The 17751-nt window shown below is 58.1% G+C and carries 19 protein-coding genes and 1 tRNA gene; 16 read left to right on the top strand and 4 right to left on the bottom strand.

Annotated elements, in window-relative coordinates:
- Positions 1–92: 92 nt before the first annotated feature.
- From JJD74_RS00535 to JJD74_RS00495, 9 genes are all read left to right on the top strand, one after another.
- Positions 93–611 carry an ankyrin repeat domain-containing protein gene (locus JJD74_RS00535; protein ID WP_042558455.1) on the top strand — a complete coding sequence of 173 codons (519 nt, stop codon included), beginning with the start codon at positions 93–95 and terminating at the stop codon, positions 609–611.
- A 67-nt stretch (positions 612–678) separates the two neighbouring features.
- Entirely contained in the window at positions 679–1209 is a 531-nt protein-coding gene (locus JJD74_RS00530) for a hypothetical protein (RefSeq protein WP_115148203.1), read from the top strand.
- A 71-nt stretch (positions 1210–1280) separates the two neighbouring features.
- A complete protein-coding gene (locus tag JJD74_RS00525) occupies positions 1281–1472 on the top strand; it encodes a PLDc N-terminal domain-containing protein (protein WP_042558457.1) in 192 nt (63 codons plus the stop codon).
- Positions 1473–1651: 179 nt separating this feature from the next.
- Complete coding sequence (gene speE / locus JJD74_RS00520) at positions 1652–2527, top strand: polyamine aminopropyltransferase (RefSeq protein ID WP_200610608.1); 876 nt, start codon at positions 1652–1654, stop codon at positions 2525–2527.
- A 235-nt stretch (positions 2528–2762) separates the two neighbouring features.
- On the top strand, positions 2763–2996 hold the full coding sequence (locus JJD74_RS00515) for a hypothetical protein (protein ID WP_200610606.1): 234 nt from the start codon (positions 2763–2765) through the stop codon (positions 2994–2996).
- A gap of 210 nt (positions 2997–3206) precedes the next feature.
- Entirely contained in the window at positions 3207–3554 is a 348-nt protein-coding gene (locus tag JJD74_RS00510) for a ribonuclease E inhibitor RraB (RefSeq protein WP_042558460.1), read from the top strand.
- Positions 3555–4086: 532 nt separating this feature from the next.
- Positions 4087–5496 (top strand): circularly permuted type 2 ATP-grasp protein, encoded by a 1410-nt coding sequence (locus tag JJD74_RS00505; protein ID WP_007914061.1) that lies wholly within the window; start codon positions 4087–4089, stop codon positions 5494–5496.
- Between the two features lie 12 nt (positions 5497–5508).
- The gene (locus tag JJD74_RS00500; protein WP_007914063.1) at positions 5509–6459 is read left to right on the top strand and encodes an alpha-E domain-containing protein; all 951 of its coding nucleotides are present in this window, start codon (positions 5509–5511) and stop codon (positions 6457–6459) included.
- Positions 6456–7259 (top strand): transglutaminase family protein, encoded by an 804-nt coding sequence (locus JJD74_RS00495; protein ID WP_042558462.1) that lies wholly within the window; start codon positions 6456–6458, stop codon positions 7257–7259. Before JJD74_RS00500 ends, JJD74_RS00495 begins: the two co-directional genes overlap by 4 nt.
- 117 nt (positions 7260–7376) lie before the next feature.
- On the opposite strand, the gene JJD74_RS00490 is transcribed toward JJD74_RS00495, so the two are convergent.
- Positions 7377–8198, bottom strand: coding sequence for a c-type cytochrome (locus JJD74_RS00490; RefSeq protein WP_200610937.1), 822 nt, complete (start codon positions 8196–8198; stop codon positions 7377–7379).
- 585 nt (positions 8199–8783) lie between these two features.
- On the opposite strand from JJD74_RS00490, the gene JJD74_RS00485 reads away from it, so the two are divergent.
- From JJD74_RS00485 to JJD74_RS00475, 3 genes are all read left to right on the top strand, one after another.
- Positions 8784–9989 (top strand): acetyl-CoA C-acetyltransferase, encoded by a 1206-nt coding sequence (locus JJD74_RS00485; RefSeq protein ID WP_200610604.1) that lies wholly within the window; start codon positions 8784–8786, stop codon positions 9987–9989.
- A 24-nt stretch (positions 9990–10013) separates the two neighbouring features.
- Positions 10014–12158 carry a 3-hydroxyacyl-CoA dehydrogenase NAD-binding domain-containing protein gene (locus JJD74_RS00480; RefSeq protein ID WP_200610602.1) on the top strand — a complete coding sequence of 715 codons (2145 nt, stop codon included), beginning with the start codon at positions 10014–10016 and terminating at the stop codon, positions 12156–12158.
- A gap of 92 nt (positions 12159–12250) precedes the next feature.
- Positions 12251–12973 carry an amidotransferase gene (locus JJD74_RS00475; protein ID WP_200610600.1) on the top strand — a complete coding sequence of 241 codons (723 nt, stop codon included), beginning with the start codon at positions 12251–12253 and terminating at the stop codon, positions 12971–12973.
- Between the two features lie 90 nt (positions 12974–13063).
- Here the strand turns inward: JJD74_RS00475 and JJD74_RS00470 are convergent, their stop codons facing one another.
- From JJD74_RS00470 to JJD74_RS00460, 3 genes are all read right to left on the bottom strand, one after another.
- On the bottom strand, positions 13064–14035 hold the full coding sequence (locus tag JJD74_RS00470) for a magnesium and cobalt transport protein CorA (RefSeq protein ID WP_042558467.1): 972 nt from the start codon (positions 14033–14035) through the stop codon (positions 13064–13066).
- A 133-nt stretch (positions 14036–14168) separates the two neighbouring features.
- Complete coding sequence (locus tag JJD74_RS00465; protein WP_042558468.1) at positions 14169–14891, bottom strand: 1-acylglycerol-3-phosphate O-acyltransferase; 723 nt, start codon at positions 14889–14891, stop codon at positions 14169–14171.
- 215 nt (positions 14892–15106) lie between these two features.
- On the bottom strand, positions 15107–15796 hold the full coding sequence (locus tag JJD74_RS00460) for a crotonase/enoyl-CoA hydratase family protein (RefSeq protein ID WP_042558469.1): 690 nt from the start codon (positions 15794–15796) through the stop codon (positions 15107–15109).
- 295 nt (positions 15797–16091) lie between these two features.
- On the opposite strand from JJD74_RS00460, the gene JJD74_RS00455 reads away from it, so the two are divergent.
- The 4 genes from JJD74_RS00455 (at position 16092) to JJD74_RS00440 (ending at position 17702) form a co-directional block, all read left to right on the top strand.
- A tRNA-Ser gene (locus tag JJD74_RS00455) sits at positions 16092–16181 on the top strand.
- Positions 16182–16333: 152 nt separating this feature from the next.
- Positions 16334–16654 carry a YbjQ family protein gene (locus tag JJD74_RS00450; protein ID WP_047300625.1) on the top strand — a complete coding sequence of 107 codons (321 nt, stop codon included), beginning with the start codon at positions 16334–16336 and terminating at the stop codon, positions 16652–16654.
- Between the two features lie 162 nt (positions 16655–16816).
- A complete protein-coding gene (locus tag JJD74_RS00445; RefSeq protein ID WP_200610597.1) occupies positions 16817–17005 on the top strand; it encodes a hypothetical protein in 189 nt (62 codons plus the stop codon).
- A 325-nt stretch (positions 17006–17330) separates the two neighbouring features.
- On the top strand, positions 17331–17702 hold the full coding sequence (locus JJD74_RS00440) for a glycine zipper domain-containing protein (RefSeq protein ID WP_042558471.1): 372 nt from the start codon (positions 17331–17333) through the stop codon (positions 17700–17702).
- Positions 17703–17751 lie beyond the last annotated feature (49 nt).

The raw sequence follows: 17751 nt of genomic DNA, 5'->3' as shown, positions 1-17751 counted from the left end.
GGCTATGGGTAATTTTCAGAAAAAGGGGGTGACAGCTATCGTCGGGCTCGGGAAACTGTCGACTTTCCGATAGACCGAAGTGGAGTTGCCCCATGTCCGACCAAAGCCGCCAGATGACCCCTGAGGAAGCTGCCGAATTCACCGAGCAGGTTTTCAACAAGGCGCGCGACGGTGATGCACTGATGCTCGATCGACTGGTCAGCGCCGGTTTGCCGGTGAACCTGAAAAACAGCAAGGGCGATACCTTGCTGATGCTTGCCAGCTATTACGGCCATGTCGATGCCGTGCAGGTGCTGCTTAAACACAAGGCTGATCCCGAGTTGCGCAATGCCAACGGCCAGAGCCCGATTGCCGGTGCGGCGTTCAAGGGCGATCTTGCGGTGGTCAAGGCACTGGTTGAAGCGGGCGCTGAAATCGAAGGCTCGTCCTTTGATGGCCGGACTGCACTGATGATGGCGGCGATGTTCAACCGTGTTGAAATCGTTGACTACCTGATCAGCAAGGGCGCCGACCCGAAAGCCAAGGATGCCAATGGCGTTACTGCGCTCGACGCTGCCCGGACCATGGGTGCAGTGGATACCACGGCGCAGCTGGAAAAATTGCTGGGCTGACGATCTTTTACTTTGTGCGCTATCCTCCGCGCCCTCAAAAACCATCTTCGCCACAGGATCCGCCCTCATGAAAGCCGCGCTCGTCGAACTCATCAGCAAAATCAGCTCCGGCTGCATGGGCGAGGACGAGATCCTGAAGGTGGCCGACGAAGCCGCGCAGGCCTACGCCGATGCCGACGCTTTTCTGGCTGCCAACCCGGACATCAACTACGACGACACTTTCCCGATCGCACTGGGCGAGTGGGTTGTGGTCGGCAGCCTGCCGGAGACCGTGTTGTTCCAGGCTGACACCTACGTCGACCTGTTCGCTCAGATCGTCGCCTCGTTCGGCCCGACCGTGGACTTCAACCTCAAGCCCAAGCAACTGGCCAAAACCGAAGCGCTGACCGCCCTTAATCGCATTCAGGTGCAGATGAGCAGCCTGAACAAGGAAAACGGCGGTTACACGCTGATGAACTTCAGCCAGTTGCTCGACGATGAGCTGCAAATGGTGCTGGTCTACGGCAACGACGTGCCGCGAGTCCTCGAGTTGTGTGCACAAATTGGCATCACCGCTGCGCCTTCGCTGGAAGCCTTGAAGGTCGCCGTTCACGTTTGAGCACAATAAAAGGGAACCCTGCACGCGACCGTCTATCCTAAAAGTGCATGCCACTATTCTGGAGCGACACCATGGGTTCCACGTTCAACGGTCTGATTGGCCTGATCATTCTTGCCCTCGATATCTGGGCCATCATCAATGTGCTGAAAAGCGGCGTCTCCACCGGGATGAAAATCGTCTGGGTGCTGCTGATCATCCTCCTGCCAGTGCTGGGTCTGATCATCTGGGCAATCGCCGGGCCACGGGGCAACGTCCGGATCTGACCGCTACATTCGAAACCATCCCGAACCCTGTGGGAGCTGGCAAGCCAGCTCCCACAGGGTTCTTTGGTTTGCAGATAAAGTGAGGTTCGACCTGTCATCTTCGGCAACGTAGAATGCGCGCCTTTCCCGGGCAATCGTCTCCACGATCCAGGCCCGCGCATTCATCGGAGCACTTGACCATGACCGTCACCAAAACCAGCGAATACCTGGAAACCCTGTACGAAGGCTACGGCCAGCGTTTTCGCATGGAAAAACTGCTGCACGAAGTGCGCACCGAACACCAGCACCTGGTGATCTTCCAGAACCCGCGCATGGGCCGTGTCATGGCGCTTGACGGTGTGATCCAGACCACCGAAGCCGACGAATTCATCTACCACGAAATGCTCACCCACGTACCGATCCTCGCCCACGGCGCCGCCAAGCGCGTGCTGATCATCGGTGGTGGTGACGGTGGCATGCTGCGCGAAGTGACCAAGCACGCTGGCGTCGAGCACATCACCATGGTCGAGATCGACGGCACCGTGGTCGAGATGTGCAAAGAGTTTCTGCCGGAGCACTCCAAGGGTGCTTACGACGATCCTCGGCTGAACCTAGTGATCGATGACGGCATGCGCTTCGTCGCCACTACCACCGAAAAATTCGACGTGATCATTTCCGACTCCACCGATCCGATCGGCCCGGGCGAAGTGCTGTTCTCGGAAAACTTCTACCAGGCCTGCCACCGTTGCCTGAACGAAGGCGGCATTCTCGTGACCCAGAACGGCACGCCGTTCATGCAGATCGAAGAAGTCAAAACCACTGCCGGTCGCCTGCGCAGCCTGTTCCCGGACTGGCATTTCTATCAAGCGGCGGTGCCGACCTACATCGGCGGTTCGATGACCTTCGCCTGGGGCTCGACCAACACGTCGTACCGCAAGCTGAGCCGCGAAACCCTGCAACAGCGCTTCATCGGCAGCGGCATCGTCACCCGCTACTACAACTCGGAAATCCACATCGGCGCGTTTGCAATGCCTCAATACGTATTGCAGGCGATCAACAAGCCAAGCAACGACTAATAGAACACGGCAAAACCCCTGTGGGAGCGAGCCTGCTCGCGAAAGCGCACTGTCAGCCAATACTTTTGCTGGATGGACAAGCGCCTTCGCGAGCAGGCTCGCTCCCACAACAGCTTGTCTGCACCGTCAATGATGTTTTTTTCATGGTCGCACGCTGCATCCTTTTGAACGATCAATCACGCCGAAAGTCGAGATAGAGGTAAGCCCATTCGCGGGTTTGATTGAGGAGGCTCCGATGCAAAAGTGGAAAGTCACTTTCGTGGATGATCATGGTGAATCAGTCGACGAAGTCTTCGAGTGCGAGGAATGCCCGAATCACGAGCACGCCGCCAAGCTCATCAAGGAACGGTTCCTGCCCGTCGCCGCCAAACTGGATCTCAACGATCTGGAGGGGCGTACGCCCGATGCGGCCGTCAAAAGCCTCAAAACCCAGAACGGTATAGAAATCATCAGCATCACTCCCGTCTGAAAATTTCCTGTCACTTCAATCACCAGGCCTTGGCAGCGGCTCTATCTTGGGGCTACTCTGCAAGCGAGATCAGCGAACGGATCGCTAAGGTCTGGTCTTGTCAGCTACATGCTTGTTTCCCGCAGCAACCACGTTGCAGTAGTGCTTTGGCCTGTCAGGCCCGGGGCGGGAATACGGAAAGTCTATCCATCTATCCGAGGGGGACGATTCATGAGCACAGCCTATCAAGAAGACATCAGCAGCAATGTTCTGCGCCGCATGAAAGAAGGCGGTTTCGATTTTTCCCGATTCCATCCCATCGAGTTCTACGCGATTTTCCCGGACGAGGAGCGGGCGCGCAGGGCAGCAGGAAAATTTCGCGGTGAATCCATCAATGCCCAGGTCAGCGCGCGCGACGACGGTGCGTGGTCTCTGGAGTTAAGCAAAGTGATGTACGCAACCTATGACGATATTGGCGATTTCGAGCAGGGCTTTTCTGCCGTGGTCGAGCCATTGGGCGGCATCATCGAGGGCTGGGGCGTGAAGCAGGAGGTGCGCAGTCGCTACCGTCTGAACTGATCTCTTGCCTGAACGTAAGCAACGGCTGGCCTTTGGGTCGGCCGTTGTTGTTTTTGAAAATCAAAAGATCGCAGCCTTCGGCAGCTCCTGCAACCATCACCTGTAGGAGCTGCCGAAGGCTGCGATCTTTTGCTTTTGCTTTCAAAACGTTTCAAACAGGCAAAAAAAAGCCACCGGAGAGGGTGGCTAAAGGGAAGACCGATAAGGAGAGGAAACCGGTCAGGGTTAAGGCTTTGCGGGCTGCGTTGGCAGTGCGGATCAGTGGGGCTGAAGACTTCTGCGTAGAAGTTTGTTCAGCGAATGCGCGGATTATCCGTAGCTGACGCCGAGCAGTGAAATCAACTCTGACTATGCTGGTGATAGGCGATGCAGTGCGTCGCAATGAAGCGGGGGCGTTCAGGTGGGGGCATTTGCCGCACAGGAATGGTGCGGCGCCTGCGACGTGAATATCCAACCGATTGATATCAAAGCGTTTATGCCGATGGCACGGGCCTTGCGAAGGCCTGTAGGTCCGGGTGACAAGGAGTACGGCATGATCCGCACCTATTTTGATGAGATGTACGATGCCGGCGGCCAGGTTCGCCCGCATTACCGGGAATTTGCCCGTTGGCTGGCCGACACGCCTGATGAGCTGCTGGCACAACGGCGACGCGAGGCCGATCTGCTGTTCCATCGCGCCGGGATTACTTTCACGCTCTATGGGGACGAGCAGGGCACTGAGCGCCTGATTCCTTTCGACACCATTCCGCGCAGCATTCCCGCCAGCGAATGGCGGATCGTCGAGCGCGGCTGCATTCAGCGGGTCAAGGCGTTGAACATGTTCCTCGCCGATCTCTATCACGAGCAGCGCATCATCAAGGCCGGAATCATTCCCGCCGAGCAGGTGCTGGCCAACGAGCAGTATCAGTTGGCGATGCAGGGGCTGGATCTGCACCGTGACATCTACTCGCATATTTCCGGCGTCGATCTGGTGCGCGATGGCGACGGCACCTATTACGTGCTCGAAGACAATTTGCGCACCCCGAGCGGCGTGAGCTACATGCTCGAAGATCGCAAAATGATGATGCGCCTGTTCCCGGAACTGTTCGCCGCCCAGCGCATTGCGCCGATCGACCATTATCCGAACCTGTTGCTCGACACCCTGAAAAGCTCCAGCCCCATCGACGACCCCAGCGTGGTGGTGCTGACGCCCGGGCGCTTCAACAGTGCGTTTTTCGAGCATGCGTTTCTGGCCAGGGAAATGGGTGTTGAACTGGTGGAGGGCGCGGATCTGTTCGTGCGTGACGACAAGGTCTTCATGCGCACTACCGACGGCCCGAAAGCCGTGGACGTGATTTACCGCCGCCTCGACGATGCGTTTCTGGATCCGCTGGCGTTCAACCCGGACTCGATGCTCGGTGTGCCGGGACTGCTGTCGTCCTATCGCTCCGGCAATGTGGTGCTGGCCAACGCCATCGGCACCGGCGTGGCGGATGACAAATCGGTCTACCCGTTTGTTACCGACATGATCCGTTTTTATCTCGATGAAGAACCGATCCTGAAAAACGTGCCGACCTGGCAATGCCGCAACCCGTCTGAACTTTCCCACGTGCTGGCCAATCTTCCAGATCTGGTGGTCAAGGAAACCCAGGGCTCCGGTGGTTACGGGATGTTGGTGGGGCCGGCGTCGACGAAGGCGGAAATTGACGCCTTTCGTGAGCGGATCAAGGCCAAACCTCACGCGTATATCGCACAACCGACGCTGTCACTGTCGACTTGCCCGACTTTTGTCGAAAACGGCATTGCGCCACGTCATATCGACTTGCGCCCGTTTGTCTTGTCAGGGCGCGAAACCCGGGTCGTACCCGGTGGTTTGACCCGTGTCGCGCTGCGTGAAGGCTCTCTGGTGGTGAATTCCTCCCAGGGCGGCGGAACCAAGGACACCTGGGTGGTCGAGGATTGAAGGAAGCTTGCCATGTTAAGTAGAACTGCCTCGGATCTGTATTGGATGTCGCGTTACCTGGAGCGGGCGGAAAACCTCGCACGGATGCTCGACATCAGTTATTCGCTGTCGCTGATGCCGCAGGACGGTCGCGGCGATGGTCTGCACGAACTGGCGATGCCACTGTTGATCACCGGCACGCTTGACGATTATCTGGAGCGTCACGGCGCGCTGCATGCCGAACGCCTGCTGCACTTCTTCGCCCTTGATGCGGCCAATCCGGCGAGCATCTACAGCTGCCTCGGCGCGGCGCGGGCCAGTGCTCATGCGGTGCGTGGGCGCATCACTGCGGACATGTGGGAAAACATCAACGCCACGTGGCTGGAAATTCGCGGGATCGCCGAGCAGGGTCTCAGCCGTTATGGCATGAGTCGTTTTTGCGAGTGGATCAAAGAGCGTTCGCACCTGTTCCGCGGTGCGTCCTACGGCACGATCATGCGTAACGATGCGTTTCGTTTTATTCGTCTGGGCACCTTTATCGAGCGCGCGGACAACACGTTGCGGCTGCTCGATGCGCGCTACGAAATGGCCGGCGATCAGGCCGAAGCCGTCAGTGACGGCACTGCCCACGCGTATTACCAGTGGAGTGCGTTGCTGCGAGCGTTGTCATCATTCGAGGCTTACACCGAAATCTATCGTGACGCCCCGGGTGCCCGGCATGTCGCCGAGCTGTTGCTTTTGCGTGCCGACGTACCGCGTTCGCTGCGTGCCTGCACCGAGGAGATAGACCAGATTCTCGCGCAGTTGCCCGGTGCCAACGGGCGGCCGGCCCAGCGCCTTGCCGCAGAAATGGACGCGCGCCTGCGCTACACCGGCATCAACGAAATTCTCGAGGAAGGCCTGCACGCCTGGCTGACCGAATTCATCCCGCTGGTGCGCCAGTTGGGTAACGCCATTCACAGTTCCTACCTGGAGGCTGCATGAGACTTTCGATTAGCCACGAGACCACCTATCACTACGAGGATCAGGTGCGGGCGAGCATCCAGTACCTACGGCTGACCCCACACGACAGCGAGCGTCAACACGTGCTGAGCTGGCAGCTCGACCTGCCGCGCCCGGTGCGCGCGCAACTCGATCCGTTCGGCAACATCCTGCATGTGCTGACCATGGACGAGCCACATGAAGCGATCATCATCGGTGCGCGTGGTCAGGTTGATATCGACGAATTGCGCGAGGCCGAACACGAGAGCCAGTCGGCGCTACCGTTTCTGCGCTTTACCCGGTTGACCGAGGCTGACGAGGCACTGCGCGGGTTTGCGGAAAAATCCTGCAAGCAACGCCGCGACCGCACGGCACTCATCGATTTGATGCACGGTCTGAATCAGCACATGACCTATACGCCCGGTTCTACCGCGGTCGACACCAGTGCCATGCAAGCCTTCGCCGGACGGGCGGGCGTCTGCCAGGATCACACCCATGCGTTTCTGGCGTGCGCACGCAGTCTCGGGATTCCCTCGCGGTATGTGTCGGGGTATCTGTACAGCGAGGATTGCGAACACCTGGCCAGCCATGCCTGGGCCGAAGCCTGGCTGGATGACGCCTGGTACAGTTTCGACGTGACCAATGAGCTGGCGCGACCGGAGCGACACCTGAAGCTGGCGGTGGGTCTGGATTATCTGGATGCCTGTCCGGTGCGCGGGATGCGCCGGGGCGGCGGGTGCGAGCAGATGCATGCGAAGGTGTTCGTATCGCCGACCCCGGTGATCTCTGTCCAACAGCAGTAGGATTCACAAAAATCTCCTGTAGGAGCTGCGGCACGCTGCGATCTTTTGATCTTTAAAACAGGATCAAAAGATCGCAGCGTGCCGCAGCTCCTACAGGGGTTTGTGCGGAACAGCTCATCAGTGTTTAACCTTGCGCCCCACCATGTGTTTCAGATACCCCACTAACATCTGCAAATCCTCCTCTGGCAGCACCTGTGCCGAAAACCCTGGCATCTTCGCCTGAGGCCACTGGCGCAAACTCTGCGGATCACGGATGTATCGCTTTAGGAAGTCCGCACCGAAATACTCGGTCGGGTTGTACGGAATATTCAGATCCGGCCCAAACTGCGCATCCCCCGCACCGTTCAAGCGATGGCAGGCCAGGCAGTTCTTCTGAAACAGCGCGAACCCCTGATTCACAGGGTCATCTGCTTTCAGTGCAGGGTCCGGCAACAGGGCCGGGAAGCGCTCAGCCACGGGCGCCATGCGCTTGATGCTGGCGACCTCGAACGGCCATTGCTCCGGGCTGATGTTGCCGGCCTGTGGATCGGTCCACACCAGATAGAACGGCCCGGCGCTGTGCTTGCCCGCCGACAATGGCGGCCACGGATGCGCGGGGTCTTCAATCGCCAGCCAGGCACGCGAGCCTTGGGTGTTGAGCAGCGGCGCAGCTGCCAACTCGGCGGCAAAGCCATCCAGCGCCACCGCTTGCAGATGATCCTCAGGTTTGATTCCGCCCAGCAACGCCGCCACGGGCACGGCGCGATACGTCATGTCCTTCTTGTAGGACACATCGTCTTTCACCGTGAGGGTTTGTACCTGAGGATGCTTGAGTAGCTCCTCGGTCTGCCAGATGCGGCTGTTTGCGCCCAGCTGTAAATCCAGCTGTGCGGCTGACAAGGGCATGCTTAGCAGCAAGGCCCCAAACACAATGAGCGCTTTCAAATAATCGCCGTCCATGCCGTGCAAATGTGCAGAGATTGGCACAGCCACGCTGGCCCGGGTAGCGGGCCAGGGACATTTTTCAGTGGCGATAACCAGCAACTGTCGCCTGATTCAGCCGATCACCTTGGTCAGATTCGGTAAAATCAGCAACAGTGTCGTGGCGAAAAGAATGAGCCCTGCTTGACGAACTTTCGGTTGTTTGAACATGGCTTGACCGCCTTTTTGTTATTTCCTGATGCCTGCCTGCATATCCATGACGGCAAGCGATGCACTTCCTGTTAAAGAACGCCTGCCTCGGCAAAACCCGACGACCACGACGTACATGTTCTACCTTAGGGCCCGCGTCACGCTTGGCTTAGATCCATTTAATATGGGGCTGCAGCTATCAGCGATTAAAAAGGTATGAGGCGTATTGCCAGCTCCGTCGCCGCCCGCTTGCTAGACAACTCGCCGACCTGAACCGGTTCACCCGATGCCTGATGACCGTCCGTCTGAGCGTGTGCGTCAACACCATTGAGCGCTGTGGTCATTGAATCCTTGAGCGCGCAGGCCAAGAGTGGGAGCACAAGAATTCACTCACCGCACAGGTTCGAGGACGTCATGACCCAAGCTTTGATTTTCGATGCATTACGCACGCCGCGCGGCAAAGGCAAGGCTGATGGTGCCCTGCACAGCGTCAAACCGGTCACTTTGGTGGCCGGCCTGCTGACTGCGTTGCAACAGCGCACGGCGCTGGACACCAGCCAGGTCGATGACGTGGTACTGGGCTGCGTCACGCCGATTGGCGATCAAGGCTCGGACATCGCCAAAACCGCCGTGCAAGTGGCCGAATGGGACGTCAGCGTGGCGGGCGTGCAGATCAACCGTTTCTGCGCCTCGGGTCTGGAAGCGGTGAACCTCGGCGCGATGAAAGTGCGTTCGGGATTTGAAGACCTGGTGGTGGTCGGCGGCGTCGAGTCGATGTCACGCGTGCCGATGGGCAGCGACGGCGGCGCCTGGGCGCTGGATCCGCAAACCAACCTGCAGGGTCACTTCACCCCGCAAGGTATCGGCGCCGACCTGATCGCCACCCTTGAAGGCTTCAGCCGTCAGGATGTCGATGCCTACGCGCTGCACTCGCAACAGAAAGCGGCACGGGCACGGGCCGATGGCTCGTTCAACAAATCACTGGTGCCGGTGCAGGATCAGAACGGCATCATCCTGCTCGATCACGATGAATTCATTCGTGCCGAGTCGACCCTGGAAGGTTTGGCCAAGCTCAAGCCGAGTTTCGAAATGATGGGGCAGATGGGTTTCGACGCGACAGCGCTGCGGGTTTACAGCCATGTCGAACGGATCAATCACGTACATACACCTGGCAACAGTTCCGGGATCGTCGATGGCGCGGCGCTGATGCTGATCGGTTCCGAGGCCAAAGGCCGGGCGTTGGGCTTGCAGCCACGGGCGCGGATTGTCGCCACGGCGGTGACCAGCACCGATCCAACCATCATGCTCACGGGCCCCGCGCCGGCCACCCGCAAGGCACTGGCGAAGGCTGGCCTGCGCGTGGAGGACATCGACCTGTTCGAGGTCAACGAAGCGTTTGCTTCGGTGGTGTTGAAGTTCATCAAGGACATGGCCGTCGATCCGGACAAGGTCAACGTCAACGGCGGCTCCATCGCGATGGGCCATCCGCTCGGCGCCACCGGGTGCGCGATCCTCGGCACCTTGCTCGATGAACTGGAAACCCGGCGCCTGCGCTATGGCCTGGCGACGCTGTGCGTCGGCGGCGGCATGGGCATTGCCACCATCATCGAACGCCTCTGAACCCCGAATTCAAGGAACCTTGTTATGAGCGAAGCCATTCGTTACGAAAAAGGTCAGGACGGCATTATCGTCCTCACCATAGACATGCCGGGCCAGAGCGCCAACACCATGAACGCCGTGTACCGCGAGGCAATGGCCGCCTGCGTCGCCCGGCTTGTGGCTGAAAAAGAAAGCATTACCGGGGTCATCATCACGTCGGCGAAGAAAACCTTCTTCGCCGGCGGCGACCTTAATGAGTTGATCAAGGTTGGCAAGCCTGAAGCCAAAGCCTTCTACGACATGGTGCTGACCCTCAAAGGGCAATTGCGCACGCTGGAAACCCTCGGTAAGCCGGTGGTCGCGGCCATCAACGGCGCGGCGCTCGGCGGCGGATGGGAAATCTGTCTGGCGTGTCATCATCGGGTGGCACTGGACGATGCGTCGGTGCAACTTGGTCTGCCGGAGGTGACCCTCGGCTTGTTGCCGGGTGGCGGCGGGGTGGTGCGCATGGTGCGCATGCTCGGCATCGAGAAGGCGCTGCCGTATTTGCTCGAAGGCAAAAAGGTCCGTCCGCAACAGGCTTTGCAGGCCGGATTGATCGATGAGTTGGCGGCCGATCGCGATGAGCTGCTGGCCAAGGCGCGTGCCTGGATCGTTGCCAATCCGACGGCGGTACAACGTTGGGATGTGAAGGGATATCAGATTCCTGGCGGCACGCCGTCGAATCCGAAAGTCGCGCAGATGTTGGCCATTGCGCCGTCGATCCTGCGCACCAAGACCCAAGGTACGTTGCCGGCGCCGGAGAAAATTCTCTGCGCGGCGGTAGAAGGCGCGCAGGTGGATTTCGATACGGCGCACTTGATTGAAACCCGCTACTTCACAGAATTGACCACCGGCCAGATCTCGAAAAACCTGATCGGCACGTTCTGGTTTCAGCTCAACGAAATCAATGCCGGTGGCTCGCGGCCGCAGGGCTTTGCACCGGTCATTACGCGTAAGGTCGGTGTGCTCGGCGCCGGGATGATGGGCGCGGGGATCGCTTTTGTCAGTGCCTCGGCGGGTATCGAAGTGGTGCTCAAGGACATCAATCTGGCTGCTGCCGAAAAGGGCAAAGCGCATTCGGCGGCGTTGCTGGACAAGAAAGTCGCTCGTGGTCAGATGGATGCCATGCAGCGTGAGGCAGTGCTGGCGCGGATTCATACCAGCGAAAACGATGCTGACCTGTCCGGTTGCGATTTGATCATCGAGGCGGTTTTTGAAGATCGCGAACTCAAGGCGAGGGTCTCTTCGGCGGCGCAGAAAGTGGTCGGCGCCGACGCCGTGATTGCCTCCAACACTTCGACCTTGCCGATCACGGGGCTGGCGACGGCGGTACCGGATCAAAGCAAATTCATCGGCCTGCATTTCTTCAGCCCGGTGGAAAAAATGCCGTTGGTGGAAATCATCAAAGGCGCGCAGACCAGCGACGAAACCCTCGCTCGCGGGTTTGATTTCGTCCTGCAAATCAAGAAAACGCCGATCGTGGTCAACGACAGTCGCGGCTTCTTCACCTCGCGGGTGTTCGGCACGTTCACCAATGAAGGCATCGCCATGCTCGGTGAAGGCGTGAGCGCGCCGATGATCGAGACCGAAGCGCGCAAGGCCGGGATGCCAGTCGGGCCTCTGGCAATCTCCGACGAAGTTTCTCTCAGCCTGATGAGTCATATCCGCAAGCAAACCGCCAAGGACTTACAGGCAGAAGGGAAACCGCTGATTGAACATCCGGCGTTTGCAGTGATTGACTTGCTGCTCAACGAATACAAGCGCCCGGGCAAAGCCGCAGGTGGCGGTTTCTACGAATACCCGGCCGGTGGGCAGAAACATTTGTGGCCTGAATTGAAGACGCGCTTCGAGAAGGCTGACGGGCAGATTTCGCCGAAGGACGTGCGTGACAGGTTGCTGTTTGTGCAGGCCATCGAAACCGTGCGCTGTGTGGAGGAGGGCGTGCTGACCTCGACGGCGGATGCCAACGTAGGATCGATCTTCGGCATCGGTTTTGCGGCGTGGACTGGCGGCGCGTTGCAGTACATCAATCAGTACGGAGTAAAGGATTTCGTCGCCCGGGCGCAGTATCTGGCCGAACAATATGGCGAGCGTTTCGCACCGCCTGCGCTGCTGCTGGATAAAGCGGCGAAAGGTGAGATGTTCTAAGGGCGACGAGCATTCCGGGGCTTGCCTTGCCAGGGTGTTTCAAGGCAGGCTCTGGGGTGTTCATTATTCCCATCACGTGTCAGGTATTTTTTATGTCGCTACGCATCTGCATTCTGGAAACCGACATCCTGCGTCCAGAACTGGTCGATCAATATCAGGGTTACGGGCAGATGTTCCAGCGCCTGTTCTCGCAGCAACCGATTGCCGCCGAGTTCACGGTGTACAACGTGATGCAGGGCGAATACCCGAGCGACGACCTGACGTTCGATGCGTATCTGGTCACTGGCAGCAAGGCCGATTCCTTCGGCACTGACCCGTGGATTGAAACCCTCAGGGAATACTTGCTGAACCGCTACGAGCGTGGCGACAAGCTGCTTGGCGTGTGCTTCGGCCATCAACTGCTGGCGCTGTTGCTGGGCGGCAAGAGCGAACGCGCCACGCAAGGTTGGGGCGTCGGCACCCACAACTACAAGCTCGCGGCAAAGGCTCCGTGGATGAGCCCGGTGCGTGAAGAGCTGACGCTGTTGATCAGTCATCAGGATCAGGTCACCGCACTACCGGAAAACGCCACGGTGATCGCATCCAGTGATTTCTGCCCGTTTGCGGCGTATCACATCAATGACCAGGTGCTGTGCTTCCAGGGGCATCCGGAATTTATCCACGACTACTCGCGCGCGTTGCTGGATTTACGTCAGGAAGCCTTGGGTACGCAGATTTACAGCACGGGCGTGGCGAGCCTGGCGCATGAACACCATGGTGCTACGGTCGCGGAATGGATGATGCGGTTTGTGGCGCACAAGCCTGAAACTGTCTAACAGCAGATCAAAAGATCGCAGCCTGCGGCAGCTCCTACATTGGGATCAAGTACACCTGTAGGAGCTGCCGAAGGCTGGGATCTTCTGCTGTTACAACCACCCCGATTTCTTGAAACTCGCCCACAAACTCACACAACCCACCGTGATAAACCCCAGCACGCCAAAATAGCCGTAATGCCAGCTCAGCTCGGGCATGTTCTGGAAATTCATCCCGTAAATCCCCGCCACCGCCGTCGGAAACGCCAGAATCGCTGCCCATGCGGCAAACTTGCGCTGCACCACGCTCTGCCGTGACGCTTCCAGCAACACGCCAATCTCGATGGTCTGGCTGGCAATGTCCGCCAGTGTCGTCAGGTCTTCCATTTGCCGCGTCACATGGATCTGCACGTCGCGGAAATACGGGCGCATGTTCTTGTCGATGAACGGGAAGCTCAGTTTTTGCAGCTCCTCGCTGATCTCCACCATCGGCGCGGCATAGCGGCGCAGACGCACGACATCGCGGCGCAATCCGTGAAGCTTCTGAATGTCGTGCTCGTTCAACGCACTGCACAGCACGTTGCGCTCCAGCTCATCAATCTCGGCGTGGATCGCTTCGCCCACGGGCTGATAGTTTTCGATGACAAAGTCGAGCAGCGCGTAAAGTACGAAATCTTCCCCATGCTCCAGCAACAGCGGACGCGCCTCACAACGTTGGCGGACATGGGCGTAGGACGCCGAGTGACCGTTGCGGGCGGTAATGATGTAGCCCTTGCCGGCGAAGATATGGGTTTCGATGAACTGCAGGATCCCGTGTTCACGAATGGGCGAGTAGGTGACGATAAACAAAGCGTCGCCAAAGGTTTCCAGCTTCGGTCGGCTATGTTTTTCCAAGGCATCTTCGATGGCCAATTCGTGCAGGTTGAATTGGCGTTGCAAATTGGACAGTTCCTGAGCGTCCGGCTCTTCCAGACCGATCCACACAAAGTGACCGGTCTTCGCGGCCCAGGCCGCGCCTTCATCAAGGGTAATATTGGTGACTTTTTTGCCCTCGCTGTACACCGCAGCAGCAACAACTCGACCCATGGTGGTGATTCACTTCTTCTTGGCAGATGACTGGGAAACCAGGCTTCAGCTTAGCCTTGTCGTTGCTTGAGAGTCAGTGAAATCTGCACAGTTCACCCGGCAAAAGAAAACCCGCACAGGGCGGGTTTGTTTTTCAGGCAGCTTGCAGTTGGCGATCCATCGCGTCGATGCATTCGCGCATCTGCTCGCGGCACTGCTCGATGAGCATGGGCATGTCGTCCATGGTCAGCCCGGCAGTAGGAATTGCCGGCAGCGAGCGTATGAGAATTTTCCCGCTGCGCCAGCGGTTCAGACGCATGTGCTTGACGTAGCTGCTGACACACACCGGAACGATCGGCACACCGGCAGCAATCGCCATCTGGAACGCGCCTTTCTTGAACGGCAGCAGATCTTCGCCGAGGTTGCGCGTGCCTTCGGGGAACACCCAGATCGAGGTCTTTTCGTTCTGCAACGTATTCGTGGTAGTCACCATCGACTGGCGAGCTTTTTGCGCATTGCCTCGGTCGATCAACACGTTACCCGCCAGCCAGAACAACTGCCCGAACAACGGCACCCATTTCAGGCTCTTCTTGCCGATGCACACGGTACGGCGCGGCACGACATTGCCGAACACGAACAGATCATAGTTGGACTGGTGGTTCGCAATGATCACGCAACTGTCGGGCTTGTTCATCAACCCGCTGACGTCGGTCTTCACTCGCAGACGCAAAATGCACATCGCCGGCAGAGCGTAGAGGCGAGCGCATAGACGGCTGTTGTCCGGATTGAATGGACGGCACAGGCCGAGGATAACCCCAAGCACACCCGCGAGAATAAAGTGCAGGCCCATCAACAACATACGAAACACAAACAGCATTTTCAGGCCCCACCGGCGCAAAAGGTGGCGCAGTGTACGGATGTGCACTGTTTTCGGCAATTGCCACTATAGAGTCCGGAGATAGCCGATGTTTAAGCGCATGTTTCCAAGCCGGTCGTCAGACGCGTCCTAGAGCAGCCACGGCATGTTCAACTCAGCGTGTAAGAAAAAGCCCGACACGACGGTCGGGCTTTTCTTCATCGCGTGAGCCGGGTTTAACCCAGATGCTCCTGATCCTGGATGATCGCGTTATCCAGGGTTTCCAGCAGCGCCTTACGCACCTTCAGTTTGGTGTTCTTGTGCGCGGTCATGTTGATCTTCTTCAATTGACGTGCGGCGGCGAGGGCGGCGCCTTGCAGTTCCTCGGCGGAAACCACCTTGTCGAGGAAACCGGCATCCACAGCACTTTGCGGATCGAACATCTCACCGTTGATCACCGAACGGTGGAACGCCGAGCGACGCAGGCGATCACGGGCCAGTTCGATACCGGCGTGGTGCATGGTCATGCCGATCTGCACTTCGTTCAGGCCAATGCTGAATGGGCCATCGACACCGATGCGGTAATCGGCAGACAGCAGAATAAACGCGCCTTTGGCCACGGCATGACCCGGGCAAGCAACGATCACCGGGAACGGGTGAGAAAGCAGACGACGGGCCAAAGTCGACCCCGCAGTGACCAGCGCCACGGCTTCTTTCGGGCCGGCGGTCATCACTTTCAGATCATAGCCGCCGGACAAAATGCCTGGCTGACCGGTGATGATCACGATGGCACGATCAGTCACTGCCTGATCCAGCGCCGCGTTGAACGCCGCAATCACGTCCGGGGAAATGGCATTGACCTTGCCATTGCTCAAGGTCAGGGTCGCGATACCGTCTTCGAGGTGGTAGGAAATCAACTCACTCATGACGCTATTCCTTGTAAGAAAGATGGGCAAACGTTACCCACCACCGAAGGCCAGGTAAAGCGCCGTGACTGACCCGCTGGTCACCGTTTCCCGGTGCAGCCAGCGTGGTGAGCCATTCTGCTTCTATATAGAAGGCGCGCACTCACCGGAGATTGGCCGCTTTGCCATGGTCCGCCGACGGGAAAAACCACTTTTTCTCTTAACCGCATGAAAATTCTGAAAAAAAGTTTGCCATCAGAAAAGCTTTCGACTACATTAGCGCGCCTCGACAGACAGAACATGTTTGAAGAGATACGGTGAAGTGTCCGAGTGGCTTAAGGAGCACGCCTGGAAAGTGTGTATACAGGAAACTGTATCGAGAGTTCGAATCTCTCCTTCACCGCCAAATTTAGTAAACACAAACCCCTGATTTCGAAAGAAGTCAGGGGTTTTGTGGTTTCTGGTGTCTGGAATTTGCCGACGTGCGTGATGTGGTCGGCTGAATTCTGGTTTGAGCATTACAATCGCGGTTTTATTGCCAGTAAAAGGACGACGTTCATGATCATCTCCACCACTCACGCCATCGAAGGCCGGCAGATCACCGCGTATCTGGACATCGTCAGTGCCGAGTCGGTGCAAGGCGTCAATGTGATCCGTGACATGTTCGCCGGTATGCGCGACTTTTTTGGTGGTCGGTCGCAAACGCTGGAAAGAGCATTGAAAGAAGCGCGCATTCAGGCCACCGACGAGATCAAGGAACGAGCGCGTGCCTTGCAGGCAGATGCGGTGGTCGGGCTGGATTTCGAGATCAGCATGCCGGCGGGCAAGGGCGGCATGGTTGTGGTGTTTGTGACGGGCACAGCAGTGAAGTTGCGCTGAGCGGGTCGGCGCGGCGTTGAATTTTTGTAGGCCATTCGTCGGGCGTCGGCCGATCTGAACAACAAGTCCAGTAATGACCGGCTAGTCTCAAAATTCTGAGTGGTCGATACTTTTCAGGCGAGATGGTTTGCCGGTGTCGACCTTTTACGAAGGGGAGAGGGCATGACTGCACCGTATATTGAAGACGATGGCGCTGAATTTTCCTTCAACAACTGCGTACGCTGCGGACAGAGCGAGTACCAGTCGGGCTTTGGCGAAGACACGATTCAGAACGCCAAGATCAAATCCGCGGCACCGAAAGGGCTTAAGGCGAAATTCCTTCCCAAGGTGATGGCAAGGGCCAGAAAATAAGCTTTCTCGACATAACCCCGTCATTGAGCGGGGTTTTTTATGTCTGATCGCTGATCGCCGATACGTTCTACAAATGGTTTAAAGAATTGCGTTTTCTTTCACAAAGTTTTCACGTTGTCCGGCGTAGGGTGAAGCCATCCGTTAGAAAGCAAGTCTCCAGCCCGTCTCCCCAGCGGGCTTTTTTTTGCCTGTCGTAAAACCTTTTTCAGAATCGCGGTCAAATCGGCGCCAAGTGCTTGCTGTGCTTTGGTTCCGTCTGGACGTTTGCCCTTTGGTGACATCCAATCCCGGCCCTTTTTGTCTTCTCTGTTTTTGAGGTTTCGTCATGCGTTTAACTCTCCCTGCTTTGGTTCTTGGCCTCTTCTTTGTTCAAGGAGCAATGGCTGCCGGCGATGGCACTGCGGCATTGGGCGGTGGACTGGGCGGCGCGCTGGGGAATGTGGTCGGTCAGAAAATGGGCGGCAGCACCGGTGCCGCGATTGGCGCGGGCGTAGCAGGCGCAGCGGGCAGTGCGGTGGCGGCACGCAAGGGCAGTCGGACCAAAGCGGCCATTGGCGGCGGTGTCGGCGCGGCCGGTGGTTCGGTGATTGGCAACAGCCTCGGCGGCAGAAATGGTGCGACTATCGGTGCGGGCTTGGGCGGTGCAGCTGGCGGTGCGGTGGGCAGCAACCTGTCCAAAGGCCACAAGCGTCACTGAGATTGATTGCGGTCCAGAAAAGCCCGACTCGATGTCGGGCTTTTTCGTT

Origin of the sequence: Pseudomonas sp. MF6776 (assembly GCF_016613125.1) — a bacterium.
Classification (GTDB): Bacteria; Pseudomonadota; Gammaproteobacteria; order Pseudomonadales; family Pseudomonadaceae; genus Aquipseudomonas; species Aquipseudomonas iridis.
The sequence above is the reverse complement of the archived record's forward strand: the minus strand, read 5'-3'. Positions and strand labels throughout refer to the sequence as shown.

Excerpts from the sequence above, each read along its gene's own strand:
- JJD74_RS00535 (WP_042558455.1), top strand. The coding sequence starts at position 93 with ATGTCCGACCAAAGCCGCCAGATGACCCCTGAGGAAGCTGCCGAATTC.
- JJD74_RS00530 (WP_115148203.1), top strand. The coding sequence starts at position 679 with ATGAAAGCCGCGCTCGTCGAACTCATCAGCAAAATCAGCTCCGGCTGC.
- JJD74_RS00525 (WP_042558457.1), top strand. The coding sequence starts at position 1,281 with ATGGGTTCCACGTTCAACGGTCTGATTGGCCTGATCATTCTTGCCCTC.
- speE (WP_200610608.1), top strand. The coding sequence starts at position 1,652 with ATGACCGTCACCAAAACCAGCGAATACCTGGAAACCCTGTACGAAGGC.
- JJD74_RS00515 (WP_200610606.1), top strand. The coding sequence starts at position 2,763 with ATGCAAAAGTGGAAAGTCACTTTCGTGGATGATCATGGTGAATCAGTC.
- JJD74_RS00510 (WP_042558460.1), top strand. The coding sequence starts at position 3,207 with ATGAGCACAGCCTATCAAGAAGACATCAGCAGCAATGTTCTGCGCCGC.
- JJD74_RS00505 (WP_007914061.1), top strand. The coding sequence starts at position 4,087 with ATGATCCGCACCTATTTTGATGAGATGTACGATGCCGGCGGCCAGGTT.
- JJD74_RS00500 (WP_007914063.1), top strand. The coding sequence starts at position 5,509 with ATGTTAAGTAGAACTGCCTCGGATCTGTATTGGATGTCGCGTTACCTG.
- JJD74_RS00495 (WP_042558462.1), top strand. The coding sequence starts at position 6,456 with ATGAGACTTTCGATTAGCCACGAGACCACCTATCACTACGAGGATCAG.
- JJD74_RS00490 (WP_200610937.1), bottom strand. The coding sequence starts at position 8,198 with ATGGACGGCGATTATTTGAAAGCGCTCATTGTGTTTGGGGCCTTGCTG.
- JJD74_RS00485 (WP_200610604.1), top strand. The coding sequence starts at position 8,784 with ATGACCCAAGCTTTGATTTTCGATGCATTACGCACGCCGCGCGGCAAA.
- JJD74_RS00480 (WP_200610602.1), top strand. The coding sequence starts at position 10,014 with ATGAGCGAAGCCATTCGTTACGAAAAAGGTCAGGACGGCATTATCGTC.
- JJD74_RS00475 (WP_200610600.1), top strand. The coding sequence starts at position 12,251 with ATGTCGCTACGCATCTGCATTCTGGAAACCGACATCCTGCGTCCAGAA.
- JJD74_RS00470 (WP_042558467.1), bottom strand. The coding sequence starts at position 14,035 with ATGGGTCGAGTTGTTGCTGCTGCGGTGTACAGCGAGGGCAAAAAAGTC.
- JJD74_RS00465 (WP_042558468.1), bottom strand. The coding sequence starts at position 14,891 with ATGCTGTTTGTGTTTCGTATGTTGTTGATGGGCCTGCACTTTATTCTC.
- JJD74_RS00460 (WP_042558469.1), bottom strand. The coding sequence starts at position 15,796 with ATGAGTGAGTTGATTTCCTACCACCTCGAAGACGGTATCGCGACCCTG.
- JJD74_RS00450 (WP_047300625.1), top strand. The coding sequence starts at position 16,334 with ATGATCATCTCCACCACTCACGCCATCGAAGGCCGGCAGATCACCGCG.
- JJD74_RS00445 (WP_200610597.1), top strand. The coding sequence starts at position 16,817 with ATGACTGCACCGTATATTGAAGACGATGGCGCTGAATTTTCCTTCAAC.
- JJD74_RS00440 (WP_042558471.1), top strand. The coding sequence starts at position 17,331 with ATGCGTTTAACTCTCCCTGCTTTGGTTCTTGGCCTCTTCTTTGTTCAA.